Origin of the sequence: Ruegeria denitrificans (assembly GCF_001458295.1) — a bacterium.
Classification (GTDB): Bacteria; Pseudomonadota; Alphaproteobacteria; order Rhodobacterales; family Rhodobacteraceae; genus Ruegeria; species Ruegeria denitrificans.
On sequence record NZ_CYUD01000001.1, the window covers coordinates 378873 to 392109 of the forward strand.

Below are 13237 nucleotides of genomic sequence, written 5' to 3' on the forward strand. Positions count from 1 at the left end.
TAGGGGCAATGCGCGAAAAAAACGGGGGCAGACATGACCACAGGCTTTGATGAACCCGTAACTGAGTCCACTAGTGACGAAGATGTCTATGCGCTGGACCGCAAGACTGTGGCTGACATCTTGTATGCGGTCGAAGTAGAGGATCGCGACAAGCTGATCGAGCTGATGGATCCGCTGCACGCCGCCGACATCGCCGACCTTCTGGAACAGATCAGCCCGAATGAGCGTATCCATCTGATCCGCCTATACGACAAGGAATTCGACGGCGACATCCTGTCGGAGCTGGACGAAGCCGTCCGCGAAGAGATCATCGATGTGCTGCGCCCAGACGTTCTGGCCGAAGCTGTGCGTGACATGGAAAGCGACGATGTCGTCGACCTGCTGGAAGACCTCGAAGAGCCGCAGCAAGAGGCCATCCTTGACGCGCTGGAAGATTCCGAGCGGATCGCGGCCGAACAGGCGCTGTCCTACCCCGAAAGCTCGGCCGGCCGCCTTATGCAGCGCGAGGTTGTCATGGCGCCCGAGCATTGGACCGTAGGACAGGCCATTGATTTTATGCGGGCTAACGACGATCTGCCCGAACAGTTCTATCACGTCGTTTTGGTCGATCCCCGGCTGAAACCAGTGGCTCAGGTCATGCTGGGCAAGCTGATGGCCGCCCGGCGCGAAGTACCGTTACATGACATCGCCGAAGAAGAGTTCCACACCATCCCCGTAGATCAGGACGAAGAGGACGTGGCCTATGCGTTCAACCAGTACCACCTGATTTCTTCGCCCGTGGTCGACGGCGACGGGCGGCTGGTCGGTGTGATCACTATCGACGATGCGATGGTTGTTTTGGATGAGGAATACGAAGAGGACATGCTGCACCTTGCCGGGGTCAGCAACGAAAGTTCGCTGTCCGACAGCGTTGCTGCGACCAGCAAGCGGCGCCTGCCTTGGCTGGCGGTGAACCTGTGCACGGCGATTTGCGCCTCGCTGGTAATCTCGCAATTCGAGGCGGCGATTGATCAGCTGGTGGCGCTGGCGATTCTGATGCCGATCGTGGCGTCGATGGGCGGGAATGCGGGAACTCAGTCGCTGACCGTTGCGGTGCGGGCCTTGGCGACGCGCGACCTTACGGGTTCAAACGTTTTGCGCGTGATCCGACGGGAATTGATGGTGGGGATGCTGAACGGCCTGTGTTTCGCCATTGTTTTGGGAACGGTGGGGATGATGTGGTTCGATTCCGCGATGCTGGGTGTCGTGATCGGTGCCGCCTTGGTCGTGAACATGATCATCGCCGGTTTCATTGGTACGGTAGTACCTGTGGTGCTGGACCGTCTGGGCGCTGACCCGGCGCTTGCCTCCGGCACCTTCGTGACGACTACAACGGACGTCATGGGGTTCTTTCTGTTCCTTGGACTTGCCAGCGTGGTGCTATTGTGACCGATCTGACCGAAATCAAAGCTGCCGCACGCAAGGCGGCTTTTGCACGCCGCAAGGCTGCGTTTGACACCCGTCTGCCTGGGACGGCAGGACGCTTATCCGAAGTGCTGGCCGGACACCGCGGTGTGCCGCTTTCCGGTTACATGCCGATCCGAACCGAGATTGATCCGGTGGCGGCGATGGCCGAAGCCTCGGCTTATGGTCCGGTTGGTGTTCCCGTCATTCAGGCCGCAGGTCAGCCGCTGAAGTTTTCGCGCTGGACGCCCGAAGGTACGCTGAAGGACGGCCCGTTCGGGGCCAAGGTGCCCGAGGTCGACGATTACTTCGACCCCGAGATTCTGATCGTGCCACTGGTTGCTTTCGATGCGCAGGGCGGGCGGCTGGGCTATGGCGGCGGCTTTTACGACCGCACGTTGCAGGGCCTGCGCGTCAAGCGCCCGACACTGGCCATTGGCTTTGCCTTTGACGCACAAGAGGCCAAAGGGTTGCCGTTGGAACCCACAGATCAGCCGCTGGATATGGTGATTACCGAAAGCCGGGTTCTGACGTTCTCAGCCTGATCGCCTTAGCCCGGGTGGTTCTCACGGAAGAAATCCCACGCGTCGACTTCACGCCCATCCGGCAGAATGCAAACGCCCGACTGACCATTATCGCCGTCGCGAATTTCATACTGAGCGCCGCTGTCGATGCAATAGGTCGCCGCCGGGTTCGCCAGTTGCGCGGTGGAATCGGTCGCTGGGGTTTCATCGCAGGCAGCAAGTGCGAACAGGCCAACAGCGGCCAAAAGGTTGCGAGTCATCAAGATTCTCCTGTTTAAAAGGCTTTGGCAGATTATGCAGGCAGCTTAACCACTTGTGCTGGACCATTACCACACTTAGGACAAGTTGGATGAGGATACTATTTCTGGGTGACGTCATGGGCCGCGCGGGACGCACGGCCATTCAGCAACATCTGCCACGTCTGCGCGACGAATGGCGGCTGGATTTCGTTGTGATCAATGGCGAGAACGCCTCGAACGGGATGGGACTGACTGGCGATCACGCCAAGTTGCTGCTGGACGCGGGTGCGGATTGTCTGACGCTGGGCGATCACGCGTTTGACCAGAAAGACATGCTGCAGTTCATCGAGAAAGAGCCGCGCATCGTGCGCCCGGTGAATTTCGCCAAGGGAGCACCGGGGCGGGGGCATCGGCTGTATACCGCGCCGGGCGGGCGCAAGGTTCTGGTGGTGCAGGTGCTGGGGCAGGTCTTTATGAAACGGCCTTTTGATGACCCGTTTTCAGCCGTTGAACCCATCCTGAAATCCCATCCGCGCGGCGGGCAGGCCCAGGCGATCATCGTCGATATGCATTGCGAGGCAACGTCCGAGAAGATGGCAATGGGCCATTATTGTGACAAACGTGCCAGCCTTGTAGTCGGCACGCATACGCATGTCCCGACTGCGGATGCCCAGATCCTGCCAGGCGGCACGGCTTACCTGACCGATGCGGGAATGTGTGGCGACTATGACTCGGTGATCGGGATGGACAAGGTCGAGCCGATGCGCCGCTTTATCACTGGTATGCCCAAGGCACGGTTCACCCCGGCCAATGGCGACGCAACGCTGAGCGGTGTTTTCGTCGAAACCGATGACCGCGATGGGCGATCAAAATCCGTGCAAATGGTACGCGTTGGCGGGCGATTGCAGCAGGCCGGGCCGCAGTAAGGCTTGCTCTGGCGTCCCCAATGCGGGAAACTGCCCGACGGGCGCGTAAGCTAGGCCAGGGTTCGGACACAAAACCAAGAATGCAATTCCTTCAACTGACAGAAACAGGCAGCGCGATACTGGCGCTTTTGGTCGTCGCGGGCATGTTTATCATGTTCCTGCGCGAAGTTTATCCAACCGAAGTCGTCGCCATCGGCGGTGTCGCCGTAATGCTGGTGACCGGCATCTTGCCCTATCAAAGCGCGCTGGCTGTACTCTCTAACCCAGCACCGTGGACGATTGCGGCGATGTTCATCATCATGGGGGCGCTGGTGCGCACCGGGGCGCTGGATGCATTTACCTCGACCGCGCAGAAGCAGGCACAGGTGAACCCACGCTTTGCCATCGGGATGCTGATGGCGTTCGTTGTGCTGGCCTCGGCCGTGGTGTCGAATACGCCGGTGGTGGTCGTGATGATCCCGGTCTTTGTACAGATCGCGCGCACGCTGAATGTTCCGGCTTCGAAACTGTTGATCCCGCTCAGCTATGCGGCAATTCTAGGCGGCACGCTGACGCTGATCGGGACTTCGACCAACCTGCTGGTGGATGGTGTGGCCCGCGCGCAGGGGATGACCGCTTTCACCATTTTCGAAGTGACCCCGCTGGGCATCGCGCTGGTGATCTACGGCATGGTCTACCTGCGTTTTATAGCACCGCGTCTGCTACCGGATCGGGACAGCATGGCTACGCTGCTGTCCGACCGGTCCAGGATGAAGTTTTTCACCGAGGCCGTGATTCCCCCCGAAAGCAACCTGATCGGGCGAGAGGTAACAGGGGTGCAGCTGTTCAAGCGCCCCGGTGTGCGGCTGATCGACGTAATCCGCGGGGATGAGTCGCTGCGGCGTAACCTGAAAGGCGTTGAGCTGAAACTTGGCGACCGTGTCGTTCTGCGAACTGAAATGACCGAGTTGCTGAGCTTGCAAAGCAACAAGGAACTAAAGCGCGTTGACCAGGTCTCGGCGGTTGAGACCAAAACGGTTGAGGTTCTGATCACCCCAGGTTGCCGCATGGTGGGTCGAACGCTGGGCACGCTGCGTTTGCGGCGTCGGTATGGTGTCTATGTGCTGGCTGTACACCGCCGGAACCAGAATATCGGGCGTCAACTGGATGATCTGGTGGTGCGGGTCGGGGATACGCTGCTGCTGGAGGGGTCGCCTGCCGATATTCAGAAACTGGCCGCCGACATGGACATGGTCGACGTTTCGCAACCGTCTGCACGCGCGTTCCGGCGCAGCCATGCCCCCATCGCGATTGGCGCGCTTGTCGGTATCGTCGCCTTGGCCGCGCTGGGTGTCGCGCCGATCCTGCTGCTGTCGGTTCTGGCAGTTGCAGTGGTTCTAATCACGCGCTGCATCGACGCGGATGAGGCGTTTTCTTTTGTCGAAGGTCGCCTGCTGGCGCTGATTTTCTCAATGCTGGCCATAGGTGCGGCGTTGGACAAATCCGGCGCTGTTTCGCTGATTGTCGAGGCGATTGCACCCGGCCTCAGCGCGTTGCCGCCTTTCCTGATTATCTGGGCCGTTTACCTGCTGACCTCGGTCCTGACCGAGCTGGTGTCAAACAACGCGGTGGCCGTGGTGGTGACACCGATTGCCATCGGGTTGGCGCAGGCGGTCGGGATTGATCCGCGCCCACTAGTGGTAGCTGTGATGGTGGCAGCCTCGGCCTCATTCGCGACGCCGATTGGGTATCAGACCAACATGATGGTCTATGGTCCGGGCGGATACAGGTTTGTCGATTTCATGAAGGTCGGCATTCCGCTGAACTTGACCGTCGGATTACTTGCGTCGCTGCTGATTCCGCTGATTTGGCCTCTGTAGGGCAGGCGTGGAATCGCCGATCTGGATCGACTGACCTTGTAAATACTGATCCGACCACGATCTTTTCTACCAATGCGGAAGTGAAAGGATTGTGTCATGCCATTTCCAAAGCTCGGTCAGGCCATTGTAGCCTGTGCTCTTGTACTGACTATTCTGGGCACCCAAAGTCATGCCGGAACCGTAACAGGAACCGCCGCTTATCGTGAACGTATTGCCGTGCCACCTGATGCAACGCTTTATGTTGAACTGCAGGGTGTTTCACTGGCAGATGCGCCGGCGGTGTCCCTTGCCGCAAAACGCTATGCAATGGATAGCGTGCCTGCGCAGTTCGAGCTGACCTTTGATGACGAGTTGATCAAGGACGGGCACCGCTATGTGGTGCGGGCCTCGATCAGTCAGGGGCAAGACCTGCTGTTCACCACAGATACGGCCTATCCGGTTCTGACCGATGGAGCCGGGAATTCTGCAGACCTTATGCTGGTGCAAGTGCAGGGGGGAAGCATCCTGGACGACACACAGTGGACAGCCGCCGCGCTTAACGGCACGCCGATTGAGGCCGAGCGTCGCCCCGAGATCAACTTTGCCCAAGACGGTGCCTTTTCAGGCAGCGGTGGCTGCAACCGGTTCAACGGGCAGGCTGACATTTCTGGTGCGACTATCGCATTTCCCGACAATATGGCTGCCACGCTGATGGCGTGCCCTCCGGCCTTGGAAGAAGTCGAGCGGCAGTTCTTCCAAGCCCTGCAAAGCGCCACCACCTATGCAGTCGAAGGCGATGCGCTGGCCTTTCTGGACGCTGCGGGGGAACCGGTAGTCAAATTTGTGCGCACCCGGTAAAGCAGGGCCGTCAGGCGACGGCCCTTGATCGCCCGGCATTGCGGCCCGAGAATATGCAACCGCCCAGAAACGAGCCTTCCAGCGCGTTGTAGCCGTGATAGCCACCGCCACCAAAACCGGCGACTTCACCCGCTGCAAACAGGCCGGGCACAACTTGTCCGTCCGCGCCGATCATCTGGCTGTCGAGATTGGTCTGCAACCCACCCAACGTCTTACGTGTCAGCACGTGCAGCTTCACGGCGATCAACGGACCGTTTGCGGGATCCAGGAATTTATGCGGCTTGGCGGTGCGGATCAACTTGTCGCCCCGGTAATTGCGGGCAGCCAGAATGGCGGCCATCTGCGCGTCTTTGGTAAATGGGTTGTCGACCTGGCTATCCCGCGCTTCGATCTGGGCGCGCAGATGGGTCTCGTCAATCAGACCTCCGCCCAACTGGTTCATGCCGCTGACCAGTTCGGTCAGGGTGTTGGCGACAATGAAGTCCTCACCATGTTCCTTGAATGCCTCGACGGGCGCAGTGGCTTTTGAGCCGGTCAGGACGCGCTGAAACAACACTTCGCGCCAGCCGCCATCGGTCATGTCTGGGTTCTGCTCGGACCCGGAGAGGGCGAATTCCTTTTTGATCACCTTTTGGGTCAGCACGAACCAGCTGTATTCATATCCGGTTTTCAGGATTTCCTGCAGCGTGCCCAGTGTGTCGAACCCCGGCATGAAGGGCGGCTTCAACCGGTTTCCACGCGCGTCAAACCACATTGAGCTGGGGCCGGGCAGGATACGAATGCCATGCGAAGGCCAGATCGGTTTCCAGTTCCGCACGCCCTCGGTATAGTGCCACATCCGGTCGCCGTTGATCACGTGACCGCCAGCCTTTTCGCTGATCGGGATCATGCGGCCATCGACATGAAACGGCACGCCCGCCACCATATCTTTTGGCGGCTCGCCCAGTCGGTCGCGGGGCCAGCTTTTGCGCACCATCTCGAAATTGCCGCCGATCCCGCCCGAGGTGACGACAACCGAGGGCGCATAGACCTCGAACTCACCCACTTCATCGCGGTTGGTCTTGGCTCCGTGGGGTGCCGTGTCATCGGCCAGAACTTCGCCCGAGACCCCCTTGGCGCACCCGTTTTGCATGATGATGTGGCTGACCTGATGGCGGAATTTCAACTCGATCAGCCCAGCACTGACATGTTCGCGCACGCGGCGGACAAAGTTCTTCAGAACGCCCGGTCCAGTGCCCCAAGTGATGTGAAACCGCGGCACCGAGTTGCCGTGACCATCCGCATAGGACCCGCCACGTTCAGCCCAACCCACGATGGGGAACCAGCGCAGGCCCATCTCATGCAACCACGGGCGCATCTCTCCGGCGGCAAATTCCACATAGGCCTCGGCCCATTTGCGGGGCCATGCGTCTTCGTCGCGGTCGAACTGGGCGCTGCCCATCCAGTCGCGCAGCGCAAGATCGTGACTATCCTTGATGCCCATCCGGCGTTGTTCCGGTGTGTCGACCATGAACAGGCCGCCCAGGCTCCAATGCGCTTGACCGCCCAGAAAATGCGCGGGCTCCTGGTCCAGCACGATCACCTTTTTGCCGCGATCCCCCAGTTCGGCCGCAGCGGCCAGACCGGCCAACCCGGCGCCCACGACAATGGCGTCAGCTGTGTTGTTGGTCATGTCTTGTCCTTTCAGCGGCCGCGGAGCCAGGCGATATAGGGCAGGGCTACGACATACATCATGATCCCGTAGACGGCCGCAGGCAGGGCCAATGGGCTGAATCCGCTGTCCGTTCCGGTGATCAACGCCGCCAAAGTGATCCCCAATGTCGAGTTCTGGATACCGGTTTCGATTGAGATCGTCTTGCTTTCAGTCCACGACAGCCTTGCAGCACGGGCGATCCCCAGCCCAATTGCCAACAGCGCGACGTTCAGGGTGACCAGCCCCGCGCCCATGATCCCAAGGTTGTCGATCAGCAATTGCCAGTTCCCCGCTACGGCGGCCATCACGATCAGAACAAAAAGGACGGTGGCCGCTTTCGACAGCGGCGCGTCGATCCGTTCGGCGAACCCGGCTGCGAAATGGCGCAGGGTGACGCCGATTGCCACGGGCAAGGTGGTAATCAGGAACATCGCAATTGCCAGCCCGGTGATCGAGACGTCAGGTGCGTCCTCGCCCATGAAATGAGTGATGGTCCAGGCCGCGAGAACGGGAACAGTAATCATCGACAGCAGGCTGATCACGGCAGTCAGGCTGACCGACAGCGCGACATCGGCCCTTGCCAGCTTGGACAGGATGTTGCTGGTCACACCGCCGGGGCAAAAACTGAGCAGCATGAAGCCCACCGCGATTTCAGGCGGCAAGGCGAACAGTTTGACGATGATAAAGGCCACGATGGGCAGCAGTACAACCTGGCTCAGCGCGCCGATGGCAAACGGGTAGCCCCGGCTGAATACACGTTTGAAATCAGAAACGTGCAGTCCAACGCCCAGAGACAACATGATAATAGCCAGCGAAACCGGCAGGCCGACATTTATTAGCAGATCCAAGAACAACTCCTCCCAAAGCCATTCCGATTAGCCTATGCGAGGGGGGAAGCTACAGGCAACCAGTCCGTTGGGTCACATGTAGCGCTGGGCGAAGCGGCGCAGGATTTCGCCGGGCTTGGTGACGTCGGCGGCGTGGCAGATATCGATCAGGCGCTGGGCATCTTCGGGCGGGAAATAACCGAAATCCTTGTAGATGTTGATGCGCTGTTCAAAGTCCTGCGCGTTGGCCTCGGGGTGGAACTGAGTGGCATAAACATTTTGCCCCCAGCGGATCATCTGAAACGGGCAGGGGTCCGAGGCCAGCAGATGCACGCAACCGTCGGGCAGGGACTGCACGGCCTCTTTGTGGCCAACGAAAGCTTCGAAACTGTCGCCCAGCCCGGCGGTCAAAGGGTCATGCGCGCCTTCTTCGGTCAGGTGACAGATCGAGGGGCCGACGGGCTCTCCGAACTGATTTTTGCTGACATCACCGTCCAGATGTGCGGTCAGAATGCCCAGCCCATAGCAGCAGCCCATGAAAGGATGATCGTTTGCGGTGATCTGCGGCATAAGTCCCATGATGGACGCTTCAACGCGCGCATCCACCGGCGACTTCGTTGCCGGATCGTCACTGACACAGCCGGGACCTCCGCCAACGATTACGCCAGCATAGTCTGTCACATCCAGACCCTCAGGCAGGTCTTCGCAGTCCAGTCGGATACGATGGCTCTGATCCGGCGACAAGCCGGTCTTGTCCAGAATCGAGGCGTATTCGGCGTCTGAAGCTTCGGTCTCGGGGCGCAATTGCAGGATCAGAAATCGTTTCATGCAGTGCCCTTACCCGTCAAAGCGGCCAGAAGACAAGGATGGCGGGAATGGAAACCGCAACGATGAGGATTTCCAGCGGCAGCCCCATACGCCAGTAATCCCCGAACCGATAGCCTCCGGGGCCCAGTACCAGCGTGTTGTTCTTATGCCCGATCGGGGTCAGGAACGCGGCAGAGGCCGCCACGGCGACCGTCATCAGGAACGGGTCGGGCGAGACTTCAAGTGTACGTGCCATCTGAATGCCCACGGGGGCCGCCACGATCGCCGTGGCGGTGTTGTTCAGTACATCCGACAAGGTCATCGTGACCACCATCAACACCGTCAGAATGGCCCAAGCAGGCAGCCCGTCGGTAAGTTGCACCAGCGCGTTGGCGATCAATTCGGTGCCACCCGATGTCTCTAACGCACTGCCCAGCGGGATCATCGAACCCAGCAACACAACGACCGGCCATTCGATATGGTTATAGAGATCGGCAATCGGCATGATCTTGGTCAGCACATAGGCGACGACGACAAACCCCAGCGCAATCGGCAGGTAAATCAGCCCGACACTTGCGGCCAGTACCGCAGCGACAAACAGCCCGATGGCCAGCCAGGCCTTATCATTGGCAGTGACGTTCAGGCCGCGCGCGGCCAGCGGCAGGCAGCCCAGCCATTCGGTCACGTCAGCACTGCGGTCGCGAGGGCAGAGCAAAAGCAGGATATCTCCCGCCTCCACTTCGGTCTTGCGGACCTGTTCGGTGATGCGGCGACCCTGGCGCGAGATGCCCATCAGCACAGTGCTTTGGCGCCAGGCCAGTCCCAGCCCCTGCGCAGTGCGCCCGGCGATGCGGGCGCTTTCGGTGGCAACGACCTCGATTACTTCCAGACCGTCGCCCTCGGCGGTCAGCAATTCCTGCCGCCGCGTGTCCGAAAAATCGAGGTTCAGCGCCGCGCGGAATTCATCCAGCGCCTCGGGGCGGGCCTCAAGCACCAGCGCGTCGCCCGGTTTCAGGGTGGCATGAGCCGACCGTCCATAGCGTCTCTTGCCGTCACGGATCAGTCCAAGGATGGCGACGTCGGATTTCTCGGCGGCCTCGTATAATTCGCTGACCCTTTTGCCGATATGGGCCGATTCCGGTGGGATGGTCAGTTCAGCGATATATTCGGCCAGCGCCTCGGACGTTTCCTCTTGCGGGCCACGGTTCGGTATCAGCCGCCAGCCTATCAGCGATACGAATGCCAGCCCGGCAATCGCCGCCAGCCCACCGACAGGGGCGAAATCGAACATCCGGAACGGCTCGCCCAGTGTTTCGGCGCGGATCGAGGCGATGATGATATTTGGCGGCGTCCCAATCAGGGTCGCCATGCCGCCCAGAATGGTGGCAAAGCTCAGCGGCATCAGGGTCAGACCCACCGACCGCCCCGCCTTGCGCGCAGTCTGGATATCGACCGGCATCAGCAGTGCCAGCGCGGCCACGTTGTTCATGAAAGCCGACAAGACCGCGCCGATCCCACCCATAAGTGCGATATGCGCACCAAGCCCGCGCGAGGCATCTACCAAGGTGCGTGTGATCAGAAACACCGCCCCGGACCGAACCAAACCGGCTGAGACGACCAGAACCAACGCTACAATAATAGTCGCCGGATGCCCGAACCCCGCAAAGGCGTTGTCTACCGGTACGACACCCAGCATGACCCCGATCATCAACGCGGAAAATGCTACAAGATCATAGCGAAAGCGCCCCCAAAGCAGCATTCCGAACACAGTGGCGAAAAGGGCAAAAAGAATAATCTGGTCTGTCGTCATGCTGTCACCATACCCGCAAGGGGGCGTCTCGCAAGCCGCTCTCTTGATCCCATGCCCTGCAAACGTCTATATGAGCGCCGAACACGCAATTTCTATCACGAGGACGCACCATGGCAGGCCACTCCAAATGGGCTAACATCCAGCACCGCAAGGGACGTCAGGACGCCGCGCGGTCCAAGCTGTTTTCCAAACTGTCGAAAGAAATCACCGTCGCCGCCAAGATGGGCGACCCCGATCCCGATAAGAACCCCCGCCTGCGTCTGGCGGTGAAAGAGGCAAAGTCGAACTCGGTTCCAAAGGACGTGATCGACCGGGCGATCAAGAAATCGCAGGCGGGCGACGGCGACGATTACGAAGAAATCCGGTACGAGGGCTATGGCCCCAACGGTGTGGCCGTGATCGTTGAGGCGATGACCGACAACCGCAACCGGACGGCGTCGACTGTACGTTCAACCTTTTCCAAAAACGGCGGCAATCTGGGTGAGACCGGCTCAGTCGGGTTCATGTTCGAACGCAAGGGCGAGGTCGTCTATCCGGCAACCGTAGGCGATGCCGACGCGCTGTTTGAAGCGGCGATCGAAGCGGGTGCGGAAGACGTCGAAAGCTCGGAAGACGGTCACATCATCTGGTGCGCCGATACCGACCTGAACGAGGTGTCGGGTGCGCTTGAAGCTGCGCTGGGCGAATCCGACACAACCAAGTTGGTCTGGAAACCCACCACCACGACCGAGCTGGGGCTGGAAGACATGCAAAAGCTGATGAAGCTGGTCGATGCGCTGGAGGATGACGACGACGTCCAGCGCGTTACCACCAACTTCGAAGCGACGGACGAGGTCATGGCGCAGCTCTGATCTGATCGAAAACTGTTAGATATTAAACCCGGTCTCTGACCGGGTTTTTTGCTTTACAGGAACTGGGTTCTTGGCCGGTTGGCCTGAACCCGTTAGGCTTGATCCGAACATGTGTGCCCGCCCAGCATATAATCTGACTGAGAGAATGACGGACAATTCACCCGGTACGCCGAAACGGAACATCCCGGTTCTGACTGGGCAAAGCATCCTGTCTCAGGTCGCTTGGACCCTTGGCAGCCCTTCCATCGTCCTGCCGTTTCTGGCGGTGTCGCTGGAATTGCCCATGTTCATCGCAGGCGCGCTGGTCTCTATCCGCATGTTAGGCAGCATGATTTCCGATATCTTCCTGGCGCAGCCGATCTCGGCGCGACAGCAGAAGAAACGCGGAATAGCCCTGACCGAGGTCGGGGTCGGAGCATGCCTTGTCATGGCGGTTTTGGTGGCCGCGACCGGATATGTCCCCGCAATTGCTCTGGCCTTTGTTGCGGCGTTCTTCGTGATCGGCTTGATCGAAGAGATTCAGTCGCTGATGTTTACTGATTTGATCGGCGATCAGGTGCAATCCAAATCGCGGATGATCATGCACTATCTTCAACTTGGTATTGGAGGGTTGGGGGCCATCGGATTGGTAGTTTTGGTGCATGAGATCACAAAGGAAAACCCGCCTTTTTCCCGACATTCCGCTGTGATCGCGGTATCGGTAGCTTTCTTTGTTCTGTCTGGACTTACCATTTTGGCAATCTCGGAAATCGGGCGCGAGGCCGACGTTAGGGATGCGCCGCAACAGAAAGCCAAGCGGAAGTTTTCGGATAACTTCACTGATATTGTCGCCATGTTTGAACAGGCCTGGTTCCGCCGGTATCTGGTGATGCGGTTGCCCTTGGTTGTGGTGTCCCTGTCCGTGCCGTTCTTTGCCCTGATCGCAGCCGAGGCGCATCATGCTTCGGCCAAGGGGCTGACGGCCATGATCATCTCGTCAGCGTCGGGATATCTGGTCTCGGCCCCGTTGTGGCAGCTGGTGAACATGAAATCTCATCGTGCCGTTATGGTGACCGGAAACCTGATGGTGTCCGTGACTGGTGCCACGCTTGTGACGGTGCATTTCCTGGGCGTCGATCACGCTGTGCACCTGCACGCTATCGCGCTGTTCATCGTGACTGTGGCAGTAACGGGCATAAGCGGTGCGCGGAAATTGTACTATCTTGATGTGGCCCCCAAGGATCAGCGCGTAAAAGGGGCGGCGGCGATCAAAAGCATTTGCCGGATTACGGCGGTGATCCTGTCGGCGGCCCTGGCCGGTGTCGCGCATATGCATGAGGTCGCATGGGCGATTGTGTTCATCGCTCTGGTCAGCCTGTTCGCTGCCGTCACCTGTTACCGCGTGGTTCTGCCCAACGCTGAAAAGGCCGCGGCGGCGTGAC

12 protein-coding genes are annotated in these 13237 nt (G+C 59.6%); 7 read left to right on the forward strand and 5 right to left on the reverse strand.

Annotation, left to right across the window (positions count from 1 at the left end; translation table 11 throughout):
• The first annotated feature begins 33 nt into the window (after positions 1–33).
• Positions 34–1428 carry a magnesium transporter gene (gene mgtE / locus RUE5091_RS01780; RefSeq protein WP_058280152.1) on the forward strand — a complete coding sequence of 465 codons (1395 nt, stop codon included), beginning with the start codon at positions 34–36 and terminating at the stop codon, positions 1426–1428.
• Positions 1425–1988, forward strand: a complete 564-nt coding sequence (locus RUE5091_RS01785) for a 5-formyltetrahydrofolate cyclo-ligase (RefSeq protein WP_058280153.1) — start codon at positions 1425–1427, stop codon at positions 1986–1988. The genes mgtE and RUE5091_RS01785 overlap by 4 nt, the downstream gene beginning before the upstream one ends.
• 5 nt (positions 1989–1993) lie before the next feature.
• On the opposite strand, the gene RUE5091_RS01790 is transcribed toward RUE5091_RS01785, so the two are convergent.
• Positions 1994–2227 (reverse strand): putative hemolysin, encoded by a 234-nt coding sequence (locus RUE5091_RS01790; protein WP_058280154.1) that lies wholly within the window; start codon positions 2225–2227, stop codon positions 1994–1996.
• Positions 2228–2316: 89 nt separating this feature from the next.
• On the opposite strand from RUE5091_RS01790, the gene RUE5091_RS01795 reads away from it, so the two are divergent.
• From RUE5091_RS01795 to RUE5091_RS01805, 3 genes are all read left to right on the forward strand, one after another.
• Complete coding sequence (locus tag RUE5091_RS01795; protein WP_058280155.1) at positions 2317–3132, forward strand: TIGR00282 family metallophosphoesterase; 816 nt, start codon at positions 2317–2319, stop codon at positions 3130–3132.
• An 80-nt stretch (positions 3133–3212) separates the two neighbouring features.
• Complete coding sequence (locus RUE5091_RS01800) at positions 3213–4991, forward strand: SLC13 family permease (protein WP_058280156.1); 1779 nt, start codon at positions 3213–3215, stop codon at positions 4989–4991.
• Between the two features lie 96 nt (positions 4992–5087).
• On the forward strand, positions 5088–5828 hold the full coding sequence (locus RUE5091_RS01805; protein ID WP_058280157.1) for a YbaY family lipoprotein: 741 nt from the start codon (positions 5088–5090) through the stop codon (positions 5826–5828).
• Positions 5829–5838: 10 nt separating this feature from the next.
• Here RUE5091_RS01805 and RUE5091_RS01810 read toward each other — a convergent pair whose 3' ends face one another.
• The 4 genes from RUE5091_RS01810 to RUE5091_RS01825 all read right to left on the reverse strand — a co-directional run bounded on the left by RUE5091_RS01810 (position 5839) and on the right by RUE5091_RS01825 (position 10965).
• A complete protein-coding gene (locus tag RUE5091_RS01810; RefSeq protein ID WP_058280158.1) occupies positions 5839–7500 on the reverse strand; it encodes an FAD-binding dehydrogenase in 1662 nt (553 codons plus the stop codon).
• An 11-nt stretch (positions 7501–7511) separates the two neighbouring features.
• The gene (locus RUE5091_RS01815) at positions 7512–8369 is read right to left on the reverse strand and encodes a bile acid:sodium symporter family protein (protein WP_058280159.1); all 858 of its coding nucleotides are present in this window, start codon (positions 8367–8369) and stop codon (positions 7512–7514) included.
• Between the two features lie 72 nt (positions 8370–8441).
• Positions 8442–9176, reverse strand: coding sequence for a glutamine amidotransferase (locus RUE5091_RS01820; protein WP_058280160.1), 735 nt, complete (start codon positions 9174–9176; stop codon positions 8442–8444).
• A gap of 16 nt (positions 9177–9192) precedes the next feature.
• Entirely contained in the window at positions 9193–10965 is a 1773-nt protein-coding gene (locus RUE5091_RS01825) for an SLC13 family permease (protein ID WP_058280161.1), read from the reverse strand.
• A gap of 110 nt (positions 10966–11075) precedes the next feature.
• Between RUE5091_RS01825 and RUE5091_RS01830 the strand changes: the two genes are divergently transcribed.
• Both RUE5091_RS01830 and RUE5091_RS01835 read left to right on the forward strand, forming a co-directional pair.
• A complete protein-coding gene (locus RUE5091_RS01830; RefSeq protein WP_058280162.1) occupies positions 11076–11816 on the forward strand; it encodes a YebC/PmpR family DNA-binding transcriptional regulator in 741 nt (246 codons plus the stop codon).
• Positions 11817–11961: 145 nt separating this feature from the next.
• Complete coding sequence (locus RUE5091_RS01835; RefSeq protein ID WP_058280163.1) at positions 11962–13236, forward strand: hypothetical protein; 1275 nt, start codon at positions 11962–11964, stop codon at positions 13234–13236.
• Position 13237: the final 1 nt, after the last annotated feature.